The sequence below is a fragment of the Butyricimonas muris genome (assembly GCF_046365375.1).
In the GTDB taxonomy this organism is placed as follows: Bacteria; Bacteroidota; Bacteroidia; order Bacteroidales; family Marinifilaceae; genus Butyricimonas; species Butyricimonas muris.
In genome coordinates, this window is the sequence record NZ_JBKEIT010000003.1 from 138,174 (window position 1) to 156,896 (window position 18,723).

The window sequence follows — 18,723 nt, forward strand, 5'->3', positions numbered from 1 at the left end:
TCACAGCATGGTCGTAAAAGTATGTACCAGTAGGCATCTTGCTACGATGTTGCTGTGTTCTTAGTCGGGAGAAAGGGGGGACTAAGGGTCGGGAAGGGGATTCTTTGATATTGTATATAAAAAAAATGAGGGTGCCAACTTGTCAGAAGAAACACCCCCAAGGTTCCCGTTATTGCGAGATAAAGGTTGGTTGAAAGGTACATCACTGCGGCTTTCCCTTTAAATCACGGTTTTAAACAGTCCCGTTAAATGCTTTTAGAAGAAAATTTATTTTCGATGTGTGGTATTTAACGAAAACTGCGCTACAAAGATATATTTTATTTCGTAAACGAAGACATATTCGTAAGGGAAATTTTATTTAAACGTTCTTTTCTTTAGGGCATGAAACAGCGTAGGGATGATATATTGTTGAAGGAGATAGCCCGAAGGGTTAAGAAACTGAGGGAGATGCATGGTATCTCTCAGGCAGACTTTTTAATCGCGACAGATATTAATATCGGGCGGATAGAACTTGCAAAATTTAATATTACCGTGTCTACCTTAAAAGCGATTTGTGATTATTTTGAAATTTCAGTGAGCGATTTCTTGAAGGATATTCCAATATCCGAATTTTCAAACGAATAGATGTTTTTAGGTTCAGGTGATCGAGTTAGGTGACTATCTATAATGGTATATCCTAGCGTGATTCCAAGGTAATCCTATGGTAATCCTACCTCAACTTACTTCCAAACCGGATTGAACTCCGTTATTTCGCCTTTTGTTAATAGTGCTGTAAGGGTTTTAGAAGGAGCTTGTAACCCCGTAGAGGCAGGAGTATGGTGGGATTACCTTGGGAATCTAGGGGGATCGAATAAAATATTTGTCGATATGCTTGTATGTTTCCGATAAGTAACATACTTTTGTTTCCGAATGGTAACATATTGATGTATGAAAGAAAAAAATAGTTTTGGAGAGAGGGATCGGGAGGCGACGGAACGACGTTTGCTTGACACGATTGAAAAGATGGTTATCGAGAACGGGTTCGAGAAGATAGGCGTTAATGCCGTTGCCGCTCAATCCGGTGTTTCCAAGATATTGATATATCGTTATTTCGGTTCGGTGGACGGACTTATGGCTGCCTATATACGGCAGCATGATTTTTGGATAAATTTTCCTGTCGAGGTTCTTGACCGGGAGCAATTGCCGGGATTCTTGAAAAAAATGTTCCGGGGACAAATCGAACAATTGCGGAGTAATCCCACGTTGAAGAGGCTTTACCGTTGGGAACTCTCTTCGGGTAATGATATGATCGTGAAGTTGAGGGAACAGCGGGAAAAGATCGGGGTGAACTTGATAGAGAAGGTGTGTGAACTGACCGATTACCCGCGTAAGGAAATAGAGGTGATGGCGTCGATGCTGACGGCTTCCATTACTTACTTGGTGATGTTGGAGGAGTTCTGCCCGGTGTTTAACGGGATTGCCATTAATCAGGATTCCGGTTGGGAGCAAATCGGTCAAGGAATAGATGCGCTCGTGGATAAGTATTTTAAAAATGGTGGTGATGAACGCTGATTTTCTGAGCATGATTGAATATGCTTCCAAGGCTCCGTCGGGACATAATACACAGCCTTGGAGGTTCGCGCTCACGGGTGACGGAATGGTTATTTTGCCGAAGTTTGAAGTTGCCCTGCCTGTGGTCGATGCTGATAACAGGGAATTGTTTATCAGCTTGGGATGCGCGTTGGAAAATCTGCTAATCTCTGCCCGTCATTTCGGTTACAAGGCTCGTGTCGTCGGATGTAACCCGGAAGGAATAGAAATCCGGTGCGTGAGGGATGAAAATGTCGCCAAGGAGCATTTATTCTATCAGATAGAGAAACGGCAAACGAATCGGAGTATTTATGACGGCAGAAAGTTGTCGGGAGAAGTGCTTGGATTGTTTGAATCACTTCCCGCGGAGGATAATATCCGGTTGTATTCGGCGCCTGTCGGTTCTGCATTTGCCGATAGCTTGACAGGGTATATTATTAAAGGTAATGAGGTACAGATGAATGACAGGGCGTTTAAAAGAGAGTTGCTTTCTTGGATGCGTTTTAACGCGAAACAGATTAACGGGACTAACGACGGGTTGAGTTACAAGGTCTTCGGTAATCCGCCTCTGCCAAGGATAATGGCGAAGCCGATAGTCCGTTGTTTTTTGAAGGCGGCGGTGCAGAATAAGACAGACGGGGAGAAAATAAAATCGTCCTCTCATTTGATTCTGTTTACAACCCGGAGCAACACGTTCATGGAGTGGATAGGTTTGGGACGAACGTTACAGCGTTTTTTGCTGAAAACGACGGAAGCGGGTGTCGCTTGCGCGTATCTGAACCAGCCGTGTGAAGTGTATGCTTTAGCCGCGGAAATGCGGGATTTGCTTCCGATAAACAGGGAGTATCCGACGCTGATTCTCAGGATAGGGTACGCGAAGCCCGTGCCTTATTCTCCGCGCAAGAACGTGAGGGAGTTGTTGGTATGTCACGGCTGAATTTAAAGAGAGGCTTTATCATGACGGGATATCCTTGAAGGTGGGAATAGAGTTTTGAGTTGTGAATTTAACCGGAATGTCATAAAGATACACGGAATAAATGTTATTTTTGTGTAGGCTAACTAGAATGCGATCATATGAATAAAACGGTTTATTTTTTGGGTTCGGGGTTTTCGAAAGAGGCAGGTGGTCTGGTTCAGAGTGAGATCATTGATACTATTCTCGACGAGAATTTTACGCGGGATGATGAACGGTTGATTCGGGCGAGAGATAGTTTTATCGGTTTTTTGAAGGAGGAGTTACATATTTACAAGGATCATTATTGTAAGGTGCAACTGGAGGACGTGTTCACGCCTATCGACCGCTGTATCTGGGACGGACTTTCTATCGGGCGTTACAGTTCCCGGGCGCTTGTGGAGTTGCGGGAGGAGTTTAACGCGCTGATGGGTGCCGCGGTAAATTATAGTTTCAAGAAAAACGAAGCGTGCAGTGATTATGTCGACGAGTTCGCGGAGTATATCAACGGGATTGCCCGACGTCGCATGGAGGACGGGGAAGACCGGGTGTCGGTGATTACCACGAATTGGGACGTGTTGTTCGATCATGCTTTGAAGCGGGCGATCGAGAATACGCGCCCGGAGAAGTTGAGCGTGGTGGATTACTGTTGTTACGTGAGTTCGTGGGACGCGAACGACGACACGATTAAACCGGGATTGCTTGCCGTGGGATACGGCGGGTATAATATCAAGTTATTGAAGTTGCATGGTTCTATGAATTGGTTCCAATGTCCTTTGTGCCAGCGTATGTACGTGCGTTTCGGGGAGGAGATTGCTATTATGAAGGCGGCGTATTGCCGGCATTGCCGGAAGAATTACGGGATGCCGGATATCAGTTCGATTAAATTGCAGAGTAATCTTTTGTTGCCGACCTATTTGAAGAATTTGAGTAATATACAAATCAAGCTGGTATGGCAGAACGCGGCGATAGAACTGTCGGAGGCGAAGCGTATCGTGTTTATCGGCTACTCGTTGCCTTCTGCTGATTTCGAGATCCGGCAGTTGTTAGCCCGGATGATTCGCCCGGATGCTGAAATTCAAGTGGTGCTTTATCCCCATAGTTCCAGCGTGGAGGCGGAAGCCGAACGGTACAAGAATTTTTTCGGCAGTCGCGTGACGGAGCGGGATATATTCCGGTTGACGGTGCCGGAATACGTGGAGAATTTAAAATCTTAAATCTAAAATAAAAAGTGGTATTTATACCCTATTGCGGGTGTTCGGAATGCTTTACTTTTGTACTGAAGAAATGTACAATTCAAGGAGTGAAGATATGACACGTTATCATTTAGAATCATCGTGCTGTGGAACATCTTTCGAGGACGGGCAATGGGAGTTGGACTGCCCCCATAAAGATGGTGCGGCTTTGATTTTCGCTAATTACGCGAATCGTCAATTTGAAGTGAGAAATGATTTGCCCGGTATATACAAGTATGCTAATTGGTTACCGATTTGCCGGACGCTGGAAGGTTCGGGTGCGCCCGTGACTTACAAGAGCGAGGGGCTGGCGGAATATTTGGGATTGTCGAATTTGTACATCACGTTCAACGGTTATTGGCCGGAGCGGGGTGCTTTGATGAAGACGGGTTCGTTTAAGGAATGCGAGGCGTATGCCGTGTGTGCCCGTATTAACAGGAACAGCGATAAGATCATGGTGGTTGCTTCTGCCGGAAACACGGCGAGGGCTTTCGGTAGGGTATGCTCTGAGAATGGGATTCCGTTGTTATTGTGTATACCGGAAGATAATTTAAATGCAATCTGGGCTGATGAGCCTTGGAATGATTGTGTGAAGTTGGTTTGTGCGGGAGCCGGGTGTGATTATTTTGACGCGATACATCTTTCCAATATTATTTGTGAGATGGAGTATTTTTTCCCGGAGGGAGGAGCCAAGAACGTGGCCCGTCGTGACGGGATGGGAACGACGGTGTTGTCGGCTGTGCAGGAGATTGGTCGTATCCCGGATTATTATTTCCAAGCTGTGGGAAGCGGAACGGGTGCTATTGCCGCGTGGGAAGCTAACAAGCGTTTTATCGCGGACGGACGCTACGGCTCGAATTTGATGAAATTGATTGTTTCGCAGAATATTCCTTTCACGTTGATATATGATTCGTGGAAAGCAAATTCCAGAGCATTGGTGGAGCTGGACGAGAATACGGCGCGCGAGGAAGTGAAGGAGATGTGTGCCAAGGTGTTGTCAAACCGTAAACCGCCTTATTCTTTGACCGGAGGACTTTACGACGCGTTGAAAGCGACGGGGGGTGACGTGATGTTGGCAACGAACGAGGAAGCCATGAAGGCGCAGGAGTTGTTCGAGAAACTGGAAGGTATTGATATAGAACCTGCCGCCGGGGTAGCTACGGCTACTTTGATGCAGGCGGTAAAGGAACAGCGGGTAGAAGAAGATGCCGTGATTATGCTGAATATCACGGGTGGGGGTGTCGGGCGTTACAAGAAGGAATTCAAGCCCGTGCAACAGAAGCCTCATTTGGTATTCCCCGTGAATCCCGACCCGGAAATGGTAAAGAAACAAGTCCGGGAGTTGATCGGACGGTAGGGGTTAGAACCTTATAAACTAAAAGGCTTGTGTTGAACAAGCCTTTTTTGTATCTTTGGGGTTTGAACGTGAGATTATGAATGTATTCAAGGAACATAAGGTTATGGACTTATTCCGGCGGTATCGGCAAGAGTTTGCCCGCCGTACGGATTGTTTATTGGATTTGGATTATCATTATATGGTATTGCGCCGGGATTACGGGAACCGTTTTATTATCACGGAGTTTTTACAAAAATCCTTGTCTATCCTTGTCGTTTCGCTTAATCGTTTTGTAAAGGACGCGTGTACGATTTCGGCTTCGGCTCTCACGTTTTATTCCGTGTTGGCATTTATACCTTTGATGGCGTTGGCGTTCGCTATCGCAACCGGTTTCGGGGCGAATAAATCGCTTGAAGATGAGTTTTTGAAACGTCTGGGGGATAATCAGGAGTTCGCGCAACAGTTGTTGGGATACGTGAACGGGGCTATACAGAACGCGAAAGGCGGAGTGGTGACCGGTGTGGGAATTGTCATTTTGCTTTGGGCGGTTATCCGGGTGCTGAATAGTACGGAGTTGACAATGAACCGGATCTGGGGAGTACGCAAGGGACGCAATTTAAGGCGGATGTTCACGGATTATTTCTCGATTATTTTTATTGCCCCTATTCTGATGATCTTGATCAGTAGTGTGAATGTTTTTCTGACCTCTTCTTATTGGCAGGATAATTTTCCTTTGATCAGTTCCGTGTTGACGATGTTTATCAAGTTGTTGCCTTATCTGTTGGTGTGGATGTTGTTTATTTTCCTGTATATGTTTATGCCGGCTACCCCGGTCAAGTTCAAGCATGCTTTTGTGGCGGCGATGATCGCGGGGACAGTGTATCAAGTGATACAATGGTTTTATATCCGTTTCCAGATAGGGGTGAGTTCTTATAACGCGATTTATGGTAGTTTGGCGGCGTTGCCGTTGTTGTTGGTGTGGTTGCAGTTAAGTTGGAGTGTCGTGTTGTGGGGGACGGAGTTGTGTTATATTTTTCGCAATCGTCATTTCATGTACAGGAATGAGTTGCTGGGGGACGAGGCGTGGATGGAAACGCTGGAATGTGCTTTGAAAATCATGAAGTACGTGGCACGGGTGTATATTAACGGTGACGGCGGTCCCAGTCTGGGGATGATTAACAAGGAATTGAAAATTAACACGGGAAAGTTGCGTCTGGTGCTTCAAGAATTGGTGGATTTGCATTTGTTGGTGGAAGCGAAAGAAGAGGAAGATTATTTTTATTACCCGGCTTTTGACCTGCACTCGATGTCTGTCGGGGATATTATTATTCGTTTTTCGCGTGTCCACGAGAGTAGGAACGAAGCATGGAAAAAACAATTTTCGGAAGCTATTCAAAAGGGATTTGCCGGGGATTCTCTGGTGTGAAAATAAAATAGTTGTAACATGCAGAGTTGTAGGGACAATCTATGATTCTTGATAAAAAAGACGGGTTGGAACGTAGCATTTTTTTGCATATTCCGTAAAACTTTCATATATTGTCGAACAAATAGAATGAAGTATGAGGAAAAGAATCGATTTAGAGTACATTTTCTCATCATCGGTAAGTATATTGTTCTCTCGTCTAAGTACCGCGCCGGGGTTAGCGGAGTGGTTTTCCGATGATGTGAAACATGCCGGAAATATCTTCACATTCGTGTGGGATGGTGTTGATGAGCAAGCCGAGCTTGTGGATATGAAGAAAAATTCATTCGTGCGTTTCAAGTGGCTGGACGTGGACGATGAAGAGGAGTTTTTCGAATTTTCTCTGCACGTGGAACCTTTAACGGAAGAGGTCGCTCTGATTATCACGGACTTTGTGGATGATGACGAGGAAGCGGACGAAATCGAGTTGTGGAATAAACAAGTCGAGATGCTTCATCGGACGGTGGGGGGATGACGTGCGAAGCACGTCGGGGCGAAAGGTCAGTAAAGTCCATAAGGTCCGTAAGGTCCATAAAGTTCATAGACCCTGCGGGCGCTTTGTTTATGACCTTATAGACCTTACGGACTTTATGACCTTACAGACTTTATTGACTTTATGAACTCCAGAGGCTGTTTCAGTAGATTTTTTTCCTATCTTTGTAAATTCATTCGTGAAGAGTTAGATAGAAAAATAGAAAAAATAATATAAGGTGCTAAAGATGAAGAAACTACACCTGTATATGCTGAAAAGCTTTGTAGGTCCTTTCGTGGCGACGTTTTTTATTAGTATGTTCGTCTTGATTATGCAATTTTTGTGGCGATACATTGACGATCTCGTGGGGAAAGGATTGGATGGTGACGTGATTATACATTTGTTGTCTTACGTGGCTTTGACCTTGGTTCCGATGGGATTGCCTCTGGCGGTGCTTTTGGCCTCTATCATGACTTTCGGGAGTCTGGGAGAGAATTACGAGTTGACGGCATTGAAGGCGGCGGGTATTTCTTTATACCGGATCATGCAACCGTTGATTTTTTTAATTATCCTGTTCACGATTGCGGCTTTCTTCTTTTCCAATAACGTACTTCCTTACGCGAATCTGAAAGCCAGTACCTTGCTTTATGATATCAAGAAACAGAAACCGGAATTGTCGTTGAAGGAAGGGGTGTTTATTAATGATATCGAGGGGTATAGTATTAAGGTGGATAAGATAGACAAGAAGACGGGGATGATGTATGACATGCTGATTTACAGTCACCCGAAAAACACCAGAAGGGGAAACTTTGAAACGACGATAGCCGATTCCGGGATAATGGAAGCCGATAAGTCCGGACTGTTTATGGAAGTGCAGTTGTATAACGGTTTTACTTACACGGACGAGGGCGGAAAGTCGGGGAATAAGGATACGTATCCTTTCCGGAGGGTGAAATTCGATAAACAGTTTTTCGTGATCCCGTTGGCTGATAATCAATTGCAACGTTCGGATGATGATCTGTTCAAGGATAGTTACGGGATGTTGAATATCGTTCAGTTGGAGAATGCCGTTGATTCTTTGCAGAAACGATTGAGCGGACAGAAAAAAGGAACAATCAAAGGTATGTTGAGTGATAATTATCTGATAAAGAAAGAACGGAATCCACAACGGGATAGTGTGTTCGTGGAGGAAACGAGAGGGGAAGCGAGGGATTTGGATAGTTTGTATCAGAATTTTGACATACAGGAGCAGAAGAGTGCCGTGGATGCAGCTTTGAAGTTTGCCAAGAGTGCGCAGGAAAAACATAGATGGGATTTGCAGGTAAATTCTAGGGACGAGGCGAGTATCCGCAGGTATAATATCGAGTGGCACCGGAAGTTCACGCTTTCGTTTGCTTGTTTTATTTTCTTCTTTATCGGTGCGCCTTTGGGAGGTATTATCCGAAAAGGAGGTCTGGGGGCACCCGTGGTTGTGTCGATATTCTTGTTTATCATGTATTACATTATATGGATGATGGGAGAGCGTGCGGCACGCGAGGGAGCATTGGAGCCGTGGCAGGGAATGTGGATTTCTTCCGTGATTCTTTTGCCGTTGGGGGCTATATTGACCTACACGGCGATGACCGATTCGGCTATAATGAGCAGTGAGTCTTACATGAATTTTATCAAGAAGATTGTCGGATTCTTTAAAAAGAAGAAAAAGGATGCGTAAATTGAGAATCGTGTACATGGGAACGCCGGATTTCGCGGTGTATCCTTTGCAGAAGTTATTGGAGGCAGGACAAAATATCGTGGCTGTCGTGACGAATCCGGATAAGCCCGCGGGGAGAGGGCAAAAGTTGCAGGAGTCCGCGGTGAAAAAATTTGCCGTGGAGCGGGGATTGCCCGTGTTGCAACCGGAACGTTTCCGTGACGAGCGATTTCTGGCGAAGTTAAAAGCATTTGAGGCGGATTTGCAGTTGGTGGTGGCGTTCAAGATGTTGCCGGAAGTGGTTTGGAATATGCCGCCCTTGGGTACGGTTAATTTACATGCTTCTTTGTTACCCGATTACCGTGGGGCCGCACCGATCAATTGGGCGGTGATAAACGGGGAGAAATATAGCGGAGTGACTACTTTTCTTTTAAAACACGAGATAGATACGGGAAATCTGATTTTTCAACAGCGGGTGGATATCAGCGATACCATGACTGCCGGAGAGTTGCATGATCAATTGATGACTGTCGGGGCGGATTTGTTGGTAAAGACCGTGGAGGCTATGGCAGAGGGGGAGTATCCTTTGCAGGATCAGATTGGGTTGTTGTCGGGACGTGAGCCGAAACATGCTCCCAAGATTTTCAAGGAGGATATGAAGATAGATTGGCAGCGGGAGCTGGATACGATATATAACCATATCCGCGGGTTGTCGCCGTTCCCGACCGCGTGGACGGAATTGAAGCACAAGACTACGGGAGAATGTATCTCGTTGAAGATATTTGTAGCCGAACGGATTCCGGAAAAGCATGGTAAGGAAGTTGTATTGGTGTCTGACGGGAAAAAGAGTTTGGATATCCTCGTGAACGGGGGAATTATCCGGGTGAAAGAATTGCAGTTATCCGGTAAGAAGCGGATGGGAACGGAAGAGTTTTTGCGAGGCTTCCATATCGGAGAGTATACCTTGTAATATAATCGCGTATGCATATCGGGCGGGATAAGATGCGAAGACCGATGCTCCGAAGGTGCATAGGGGGGTGCGTGTTACTCGCTTTTGTCTTGGGATGGTGGTATTTCTTGCCCGCCCCTTTATTTCGGGTTCCTTATTCAACCGTGATTCTTGACCGTGAGGGTGAGATCATGGGAATGACTGTTGCCGGGGACGGGCAGTTTCGGGTATCCGGTCGGGGGCGTCTGTCGGGAAAGTACGTGGCAGCCTTACTTTGTTTTGAGGATAAACGATTTTTCACGCACGAGGGGGTTGACCCTTTGGCTGTGGCACGTGCCTTATGGCTGAACGTGCGAAGCGGTTCGGTGGTAAGCGGGGGGAGTACTTTGACGATGCAGGTGGTACGCCTTTCCAGAGAGAACCCGCCCCGGACGATTCCGGAGAAGATTCTGGAAATGTTCCTTGCGCTTCGGTTGGAACAAAGTTACAATAAATGGGAGATTTTGAATATGTACGCCGATCATGCTCCTTTCGGGGGGAATATCGTGGGGATACAGACGGCGGCACTCAAGTATTTCAATCGTCAACCGGATGAATTGAGTTGGGCGGAAGCGGCTCTTTTGGCGGTATTGCCGAATGCTCCCGCGTTAATGTATCCGGGGAAGAATATGCCGGAACTGAAGGCGAAAAGGGATAAGTTATTGCGGGAGCTTCACGAAACGGGGTATTTCGGTGAAGATGATCTGACGGTTGCCATAGCGGAACCTTTGCCCGAACAGGTGTACAGCCCGGAGTGTATAACCCCGCATTTGTTGGCGAAGGCTTACGGGCAAAGGAGAGGACAGATCAGTTCTACTTTTATAGACTCGCGATTGCAGGCTAGGGTGAACGAGATCGTGGCGAGGCATATAGAGGTATTGAGGCATAATCATATTTATAACGCTGCCGTGTTGGTGGCACATATCCCGACCGGGGAAGTGCGGGCATACGTGGGGAATAGTCCGAAAGTGAGGGAAAACGGGGGCAATCAAGTGGATATTATTACTTCTAACCGAAGTTCCGGTAGTATTTTGAAACCGGCGTTGTATGCTTTGATGCAGCAATCCGGTTACATCCTGCCGGGGACAATCGTGTCGGATGTGCCTTCCCGTTTCGGGAGTTATACCCCCTCTAATTTTAATAAAGATTTTCAAGGGATTGTACCCGCGGGGAAAGCATTGTCCATGTCTTTGAATATTCCGTTCGTTCGTTTGCTGCGGGAGTACGGGGTGGAGCATTTTTATGATGATTTGAAAAAGATGGGAATAACCACCTTGGATCGTAAGGCCGAGAATTACGGGTTGAGCCTTATTTTGGGCGGGGCGGAATGTAAGTTGTGGGATTTGTGTAATATGTACGGGGGGATGGCTTCTATTCTGAGGCATTATTCGGAATGTGACGGGGCTGGTTTTGACCACGAATTTAGGCGTCTGCGGGTATGGGGGGACGAGGTGACAGATAGTACGGTTATTAGGCAAAATGTGGTAACGGCTTCGGCGGTTTGGCTTACTCTCAAGGCGTTACAGGACGTGGAACGACCGGATTTAGAGTCGGGGTGGAAGAATTTTGCATCTTCAATGAATTTGTCTTGGAAGACGGGAACGAGTTTCGGTTTTCGGGATGCTTGGGCGGTCGGGGTGAACCCGGAGTACGTGGTTGGGGTGTGGGTTGGTAACGCGGACGGCGAAGGGCGTCCCGGACTGATCGGGGTGAGAGCTGCCGCACCGATATTGTTTGAAGTGGCATCCCTGTTGCGAACGGATGAACGTTTTTATATGCCGAGGGAAGAAATGGTGGAAATGACCGTGTGCCGGAAGAGTGGCTATCGGGCTTCCGATATCTGCCCGGAAACGGATACCGTGTGGATAGCCCGCGCGGGAGAGAAGACTGCCGTTTGTCCTTATCATCGTTTGGTAAATTTGGATTTGGCGGGGAAGTATCGCGTCGATTCGGAATGCGAGTCCGTCAATCGGATGAAGATAGAGCCTTGGTTCGTGTTATCGCCCGTGCAGGAGTGGTATTATGCCCGCACGCATGCGGATTACAAGAAATTGCCGCCTTATCGTGCGGATTGCCAACGGGGACAGGATGACGTGATGGAAATGATTTATCCTCAACGGGGATTAAGAGTGTTTATTCCTAAAGATTTAGGGGGTATCGTGAGAGGGGTTGTATTTGAAATGGCTCACCGGGAGCCGTCGACAGTGGTTTATTGGCATATTGACAATCAATTTTTGGGAACAACCCGTTATCATCACCAATTAGAGGTGAATGTTGCGCCGGGATGGCATGTTCTGCATTTAGTGGATGCCAAGGGGAATACGCTACGACAGAGTTTTGTGGTGGTGGATGGAGAAAAGTAAGGTTTGTAAAGTCCGTAAGGTCTGTAAAGTCTATAAGGTCCGTAAGGTCCATGGACCCCTGTGGGGCGCTTTGTTTATGACAGCGTAGCTGTCGATAAATACTGTCCGAAGGACGTGCGTGACTTTATGGACTTTACAGACCTTATGGACTTTCGACCCCATTATTGTCTATTCACATCTCTGGAACTTGCTTGGGCGGTAGGCATGATTTGGATGTCGTTCAGGCAAATATGCGCGGGACGGGTGACGGCAAAGACGATGGTGTCGGCGATGTCTTCTCCCGTGAGCGGGATGATCCCTTTGTAAACATTATCGGCAGCTTGTTGGTCACCCTTGTAACGAACAACGGAGAATTCGGTTTCTACCATGCCGGGGGCGATGTTGGTTACTTTGATGTTGTGTTTCAGCATGTCAATCCGCATGGCTTTGGAAAGGGCGTCTACGGCGTGTTTGGTGGCGCAATAAACGTTTCCGCCGGGATATACTTCTTTACCGGCGACAGAGGCTATATTTACGATGTGTCCTTTATTATTTTTAATCATCAAGGGAGCGACTTCGCGTGTGATGTAGAGTAAGCCTTTCACGTTCGTGTCGATCATGCGTTCCCAATCATCCAGAATACCGTCTTGAATAGGAGAAGTACCCACGGCAAGTCCGGCATTGTTCAAGAGTACATCTATATTTTTCCACGTATCCGGCAGACCGGAAATGGCATCGTGAACTTCTTGTTGATTGCGGACGTCAAATTGAAGTGCCAGTACACGGGTTCCTTTAGCTTTTAATTCGTTTTCAAAAGCGGTTAAACGGTCACCCCGACGTCCGGTGATGATGATGTCATACCCGATTTCAGCTAATTTAATGGCTGTTGCTTTTCCGATACCGGAAGTTGCTCCTGTGATTAATGCTATCTTGCTCATAAGTACATTTATTTAAAAATCTGTTGTGCGAAGGTAGGTGTTAATTGATGAATTTGGAAATTTGGAAATGTGAAAAATGGGTAGGGCTTGAAATTTTTCTTACTTTTGGATTTTGTAACTTACAACTTGTAACCTGTAACTTGTAACCTGTAACCTGCAACGTGGCGAAGCCACATAAGACTATGTATAAAGAGATAGAATTAAGAATAACACCGGAAGAGGCGCATGATAAAGAAATCGTCGATGATTTGTTAGCGAAAAGATTGCACGTGGATAGCGAGAGAATCAAACATATAGAGATTCTTCGTAAGTCTATTGATGCACGGCAACGTCAAGTTGTGATACAGTTGAAAGTGGGAGTGCATATAGACCGGATAGAACAGAAAGAGAGGGAATTTGTTCCGTTGTACAAAGATGTATCACAAGCGGAAACGGTGGTAGTCGTGGGGGCAGGTCCGGCGGGATTGTTCGCGGCGTTGAGGCTGATCGAGCGGGGGAAACGACCGATTGTGTTGGAGAGAGGTAAACGTGTGGAAGAGCGGAAGTTGGATTTGAACAGTCTGTATAAAACCGGGATTGCCGATGAGGATTCGAATTACGGTTTCGGCGAAGGCGGAGCCGGGACTTTTTCGGACGGGAAATTGTTTACACGTTCCAAAAAGCGGGGAAATGTAAATCGTATTCTGGAAATTCTGGTATATCATGGGGCTTCCGAGAGTATATTGATAGACGCGCACCCGCACATCGGTACGGACAAGTTGCCGCAGGTGATTGTCAATATCCGTAAAACGATAGAGCAATACGGGGGAGAAGTACGGTTTAACAGCCGGGTGACGGATATTATTATAGAGGAAAATCGGGTGAGGGGTGTTGTCGTTGGTAATCAAGAGATTCGGGCGGAGCATGTGATTTTGGCGACGGGACATTCTGCCCGTGACGTGTATCGGATGCTGCATGCCCGTGACGTGTTGATGCAGCCGAAAGAGTTTGCAGTAGGATTACGGCTGGAACACCCGCAGGCTTTGATTGACCGGATTCAATATCATAATCCGCGAGGGAGAGGGGATTTCTTGCCTGCCGCGGAGTATAGTTTCGTGACAAACGTGGACGGTCGGGGTGTTTATTCCTTTTGCATGTGTCCGGGAGGTGTGGTTGTACCCGCTTGCACGGGACCCGGTCAACAGGTGGTAAATGGTATGTCGGCTTCGGGACGGAACACGGCATGGGCAAATTCCGCCATGGTGACCTCTATCGGGGAGGCGGAATTGGTCGGGATGAATTATAACGGTTTGTTTGCCGGAATGGAGTTCCAAGAGGATTTGGAACGAATGGCATGGGAAGAAGGCGGACGAAATTTATACGCTCCGGCACAACGATTAACTCATTTTCTGCGGGGGCATTTGAGCGAGAATTTGCCTAGGACATCTTATAAACCGGGAGTACGTGCCACGTTGTTCGGGGAGTGGTTGCCGGAAGTGGTGTACCGTCGACTTTGTACGGGATTGGAGCAATTCGGGAAGAAGGCGAGAGGTTTTATCACGGAAGAGGCTGTTCTGTTAGGCGTGGAGAGTCGGACGTCTTCACCTTTAAGGATTCCGCGGGAGGCGGAAGGTATGGAGCATCCCCAAATAAAGGGATTGTATCCGTGTGGTGAGGGAGCGGGATATGCCGGAGGGATTGTTTCCGCCGCGATGGACGGGGAAGGGTGTGCCGAGGTCATTTGTTAAAAGAAAAGGGTGATTTTGCGACTTAGCGGCTGTACGAGTATTAATTTGATTTGTTTTTTTCGTAAAAAATTTGCTTTAATCGAGAAAATACCTACATTTGTCGACATATAAGAAAATTTATTAGTTCTAATCCTAAAACTATTGATTATGAATAAGGCTCAATTAATTGACGCAATTGCTGAAAAAGCTGGTTTGACTAAAGCAGATTCTAAAAAAGCATTAGAGGCTTTTGTTGCTACTGTTGGTGAATCTTTGAAAAGTGGGGATAAAGTAGCATTAGTAGGTTTCGGTTCTTTCTCTATCTCTGAGAGAAGTGCAAGAAGCGGAAGAAACCCACAAACGGGAAAGACTATCCAGATACCGGCAAAGAAAGTGGTGAAATTTAGACCTGGTGCTGAATTGGAAGGCCAACTATAATTACCATTTTGAAGATAAAAAGAGGGTGTTGAAAGACACCCTTTTTTTGTGTTTGTAAAGTTTATGAAGTTCTTAAGGTTCATAAAGTTCGTATTATTCATGAAATTTTGTACTTTTACCTTATAAACTTTATGAACTTTGTAACTTTATAAACTGTTTATATGCATTCGATTAGAGAACAAGTAGAGTATTTGAGCGAGTTCGTGACGGACTATAAAAATGATTTATTTACAAGATTGGTGAACGAGCGGACGAGTTATGTCACGATGGTGCTGGAGGATTTATACCAAGAACACAATTGCAGTGCAGTCTTGCGTTCTTGTGATTGTTTCGGGATTCAGAACGTGCATATTATCGAGGGGGAGAACAGTTTTCACGATAATTCGGAAATCTCTATGGGAGCTTCCGATTGGTTGACGATACATCGGCACAGGCAGAAAGAGAATAACACGATAGAGGCAATCGAAACGCTGCGTGCGCAAGGGTATCGGATTATTGCAACGACTCCGCACGAGCGGGATACATACATAGATCAGTTGGATTTGCAAGCGGGGAAAATGGCTTTTTTCATGGGAACGGAGTTGACCGGATTGTCGGACGAGGTATTGGCGAGAGCGGATGAATTTGTGAAAGTGCCCATGTACGGTTTCACGGAAAGTTATAATGTAAGCGTATGTGCGGCTTTATTGATGTATAGTGTCGTGCAACGGTTGCGACAGACGGATATCGACTGGCATCTGTCGGAAGAGGAGCGGGAACGGGTGTTGTTCACTTGGTATAAACGCTCCGTTAAAGCATCAAAACAGATATTAGAACGGTTTAATCAGAATCAGTAAGTTATGTACTATTTGAAATGTAAACATTGCAATCATCTTAACGAGGTGAAATCGGAATACATGGTGGTTTGCGGCTTGTGTAACCGGAAACTGGAGGATAACTTTAAAGATTGGAAAGTCCGTCACCCGGAAAAAACGTTTGAGGATTTTCAACGGGAGGTATGTTTGACGGAAGAGCAGGTGAAGAAAGGCGATTTGTCAAAACCCGCGGGAAAGAAAAACAAGAAGGGGATTATAGCCGGGGCAATAGGGGCTTTGCTGATGGTGTTGTTTATCGGTTTGCTGGTAGGTGAGTTTACCAAAACATATAAGGCACAATTCGGGGGTTCGGATGTTCCGGTGTTGGAACAACAATGGTACACGGGAAGTTATGCCGGTGGGGTTTCACTGACAACCCCGAAAGCAATGAAATCAGCCGGTGCAATGCTCCGTAACCGGTTGCCGGAGGAAATACAAGCCTTAATCAAAGAGATGGATGTGTATTCGTATTCGGGTTACGGGGTGGATTTAACGTTCATGTTTTCGGAATATGTCCCGGAAGTCGGAAAAGCTGATTTGGAAGGAGCGGCCGAGGGGGCTTTGAATGATGCAAAGAATCAGCGCGGAGTATTTGATTTTAAGAATGATAAGGCGTATGCACAGATGGGGGACATGATTGGTATTGTCATGCAGGGAACATTCGTGAAAGGGGGTACGGAATATGAATTTAATATCACGATTTATGCCGACGGACTGAAACTTTACCAGTTGGTTTCAAGTAATAAAAAAGGTGACGATATTGCCCGGGGTGTTGTCCGGCGAATATATGATTCGTTTAAAGTTGCCGGGCATGAAGAATCTAAAACAGAGTAGAAATGGATGAGAAGAAGTATTTTTTGGAGCAATTTGATGATATAAAGATATTGCGTTATGATGTTCCCGTGTTCGACAGTTTGACGTTGAAGGAGAAATTGTTTGTTTATTACTTGAGTCGTGCGGCATTGGCGGGAAGGGACATCCTCTGGGACCAGAATAACAGGTATAATCTTCGCTTGCGGAAGGTGTTGGAAAAAATCCTGCGGGATTATAAAGGAGATCTGGAAGCACAGGAATTTCAGCATTTTCTGGTGTATGCCAAGAAAGTGTTTTTTGCTAACGGGATTCATCATCATTATTCGATGGAGAAATTTATCCCGGAGTTTACCCCGGAATACTTTAAATCGCTTCTGTTGGCGGTTGGAGAAGAGGAAATGTACGGGGAATTGGAGAGAGTGATTTTTGATCCGGACTATATGGCTAAACGGGTGGTGCTTGACGATGGAAAAGATCTCGTGCAGGCTTCCGCGAATAATTATTACGAGGGAGTGACGCAAAAGGAGGTAGAGGAATTTTATCGGGAGAAAAAGAAACAGAATGAATTGATTTCTTGGGGATTAAATTCCATGCTTGTGCGTGACGAACAGGGGCGGTTACGGGAAGAGGTGTGGTATGTCGGGGGAAAGTATAGTAAAGAACTTACCCGTGTTGTGGAAAACTTGGAGAAAGCGGCTGAATACGCTTGTAACGAGCATCAGAAGGAAATTATAGATTTGTTGGTACAATATTATCGGACGGGCGACCTTGCACTTTTTGACCGGTATTCGATCGAGTGGGTGAAAGAAAGTGCTGCCCCCGTTGATTTTATAAACGGTTTTATCGAGGTGTACGGTGATCCTCTGGCGTACAAGGCAAGTTGGGAGTCTGTGGTACAGATTATGGATGAAGAGGCTTGCAAACGCACTCGTAAGTTGGCGGATAATGCCTTGTGGTTCGAACGGAATGCCCCGATAGACGAACGTTTTAAAAAGAGCGAGGTCGTGGGGATTATTGCCCGTGTGGTACAGGCTGCCATGTTGGGCGGGGATTGTCATCCGGCAACTCCTATCGGGATCAATCTCCCGAATGCCGAGTGGATACGGGAGCGCTACGGGAGTAAATCCGTGACTTTGGATAATATCACGTACGCGTACAATCAAACCTCGTTGACTTCCGGCGTGCTGGACGAGTTCGCCTATTCGGAAGAGGAGAAGGAGTTGGTGCGGAAATACGGTTATCTGGGTGGAAACGTGCACACGGATTTGCATGAATGTCTAGGACATGGTTCCGGCAAAATGTTGCCCGGGGTGGGACAAGAGGCTTTGAAGAATTATTATTCCACGATAGAAGAAACGAGGGCTGATTTGTTCGCGCTCTATTATGTCATGGATCCGAAGTTGGTTGAACTGGGGGTTATCCCGTCTTTGGATGTGGCTAAAAGCGAGTATTGCAATTATATACGCAATGGTTTGATGGTGCAACTTACACGAGTGAAGTTAGGAAATAATCTGGAAGAGTCGCACATGCGCAACCGTCAATTGATAGCGTCTTGGGTGTATGAAAAAGGGAAAGCGTCAAACGTGATCGAACGGGTGGTACGTGACGGTAAGACTTATTTCACCATTCGGGATTATGATGCGTTACGTCAACTATTCGGTAAGTTACTGGCAGAGATTCAGCGGGTGAAGTCGGAAGGGGATTTCGAGGGAGCCCGGAATTTGATCGAGGGGTATGGTGTGCAGATTGATCCCGTTTTGCATCAAGAAGTTTTGGAACGTTACCGGAAGTTGAATGTTGCCCCGTATGCCGGTTTCGTGAATCCTGAATATAAATTAGTAGAAAAAGAAGGAAACATCACGGATGTGGAAATAACATATCCGACGGATTTCTTGGCACAGATGCTGGAATACGGGAATATGTGATTA

At 46.2% G+C, this 18,723-nt stretch carries 16 protein-coding genes; 15 read left to right on the forward strand and 1 reads right to left on the reverse strand.

The genetic code is table 11. The features are described from left to right. Positions 1 to 381 precede the first annotated feature (381 nt). The 10 genes from ACK8P8_RS05935 (at position 382) to pbpC (ending at position 12,067) form a co-directional block, all read left to right on the forward strand. Positions 382 to 624, forward strand: a complete 243-nt coding sequence (locus ACK8P8_RS05935) for a helix-turn-helix domain-containing protein (RefSeq protein WP_099292055.1) — start codon at positions 382 to 384, stop codon at positions 622 to 624. A 303-nt stretch (positions 625 to 927) separates the two neighbouring features. After that, entirely contained in the window at positions 928 to 1,551 is a 624-nt protein-coding gene (locus ACK8P8_RS05940; protein WP_369860741.1) for a TetR/AcrR family transcriptional regulator, read from the forward strand. After that, on the forward strand, positions 1,541 to 2,506 hold the full coding sequence (locus tag ACK8P8_RS05945; RefSeq protein ID WP_369860740.1) for an Acg family FMN-binding oxidoreductase: 966 nt from the start codon (positions 1,541 to 1,543) through the stop codon (positions 2,504 to 2,506). Before ACK8P8_RS05940 ends, ACK8P8_RS05945 begins: the two co-directional genes overlap by 11 nt. A 137-nt stretch (positions 2,507 to 2,643) precedes the next feature. Continuing rightward, positions 2,644 to 3,738: an SIR2 family protein gene (locus tag ACK8P8_RS05950; protein ID WP_099292057.1), complete on the forward strand. Its 1,095-nt coding sequence runs from the start codon at positions 2,644 to 2,646 to the stop codon at positions 3,736 to 3,738. 94 nt (positions 3,739 to 3,832) lie between these two features. Continuing rightward, positions 3,833 to 5,113, forward strand: a complete 1,281-nt coding sequence (locus tag ACK8P8_RS05955; RefSeq protein WP_369860739.1) for a cysteate synthase — start codon at positions 3,833 to 3,835, stop codon at positions 5,111 to 5,113. A 76-nt stretch (positions 5,114 to 5,189) separates the two neighbouring features. Further along, the gene (locus ACK8P8_RS05960) at positions 5,190 to 6,518 is read left to right on the forward strand and encodes a YihY/virulence factor BrkB family protein (protein WP_099292058.1); all 1,329 of its coding nucleotides are present in this window, start codon (positions 5,190 to 5,192) and stop codon (positions 6,516 to 6,518) included. A 133-nt stretch (positions 6,519 to 6,651) separates the two neighbouring features. Continuing rightward, positions 6,652 to 7,029 (forward strand): START-like domain-containing protein, encoded by a 378-nt coding sequence (locus ACK8P8_RS05965; RefSeq protein ID WP_369860738.1) that lies wholly within the window; start codon positions 6,652 to 6,654, stop codon positions 7,027 to 7,029. 244 nt (positions 7,030 to 7,273) lie between these two features. After that, positions 7,274 to 8,737: an LptF/LptG family permease gene (locus ACK8P8_RS05970; protein ID WP_186975081.1), complete on the forward strand. Its 1,464-nt coding sequence runs from the start codon at positions 7,274 to 7,276 to the stop codon at positions 8,735 to 8,737. Further along, the gene (gene fmt / locus ACK8P8_RS05975; RefSeq protein WP_369860737.1) at positions 8,730 to 9,686 is read left to right on the forward strand and encodes a methionyl-tRNA formyltransferase; all 957 of its coding nucleotides are present in this window, start codon (positions 8,730 to 8,732) and stop codon (positions 9,684 to 9,686) included. Before ACK8P8_RS05970 ends, fmt begins: the two co-directional genes overlap by 8 nt. Positions 9,687 to 9,697: 11 nt before the next feature. Continuing rightward, positions 9,698 to 12,067: a penicillin-binding protein 1C gene (gene pbpC, locus ACK8P8_RS05980; RefSeq protein WP_369860736.1), complete on the forward strand. Its 2,370-nt coding sequence runs from the start codon at positions 9,698 to 9,700 to the stop codon at positions 12,065 to 12,067. 161 nt (positions 12,068 to 12,228) lie between these two features. Here the strand turns inward: pbpC and ACK8P8_RS05985 are convergent, their stop codons facing one another. Beyond that, positions 12,229 to 12,984, reverse strand: a complete 756-nt coding sequence (locus tag ACK8P8_RS05985; RefSeq protein ID WP_186975082.1) for an SDR family NAD(P)-dependent oxidoreductase — start codon at positions 12,982 to 12,984, stop codon at positions 12,229 to 12,231. Positions 12,985 to 13,166: 182 nt separating this feature from the next. On the opposite strand from ACK8P8_RS05985, the gene ACK8P8_RS05990 reads away from it, so the two are divergent. The 5 genes from ACK8P8_RS05990 (at position 13,167) to ACK8P8_RS06010 (ending at position 18,720) form a co-directional block, all read left to right on the forward strand. Further along, positions 13,167 to 14,711 carry an NAD(P)/FAD-dependent oxidoreductase gene (locus ACK8P8_RS05990; RefSeq protein WP_186975083.1) on the forward strand — a complete coding sequence of 515 codons (1,545 nt, stop codon included), beginning with the start codon at positions 13,167 to 13,169 and terminating at the stop codon, positions 14,709 to 14,711. A gap of 147 nt (positions 14,712 to 14,858) precedes the next feature. Beyond that, on the forward strand, positions 14,859 to 15,128 hold the full coding sequence (locus tag ACK8P8_RS05995; RefSeq protein ID WP_099292064.1) for an HU family DNA-binding protein: 270 nt from the start codon (positions 14,859 to 14,861) through the stop codon (positions 15,126 to 15,128). 161 nt (positions 15,129 to 15,289) lie between these two features. Further along, positions 15,290 to 15,964 carry a TrmH family RNA methyltransferase gene (locus ACK8P8_RS06000; protein WP_099292065.1) on the forward strand — a complete coding sequence of 225 codons (675 nt, stop codon included), beginning with the start codon at positions 15,290 to 15,292 and terminating at the stop codon, positions 15,962 to 15,964. A 3-nt stretch (positions 15,965 to 15,967) separates the two neighbouring features. Further along, positions 15,968 to 16,816 carry a hypothetical protein gene (locus tag ACK8P8_RS06005; protein ID WP_141560944.1) on the forward strand — a complete coding sequence of 283 codons (849 nt, stop codon included), beginning with the start codon at positions 15,968 to 15,970 and terminating at the stop codon, positions 16,814 to 16,816. Positions 16,817 to 16,818: 2 nt separating this feature from the next. After that, a complete protein-coding gene (locus ACK8P8_RS06010) occupies positions 16,819 to 18,720 on the forward strand; it encodes a dipeptidyl-peptidase 3 family protein (RefSeq protein WP_369860735.1) in 1,902 nt (633 codons plus the stop codon). Positions 18,721 to 18,723: the final 3 nt, after the last annotated feature.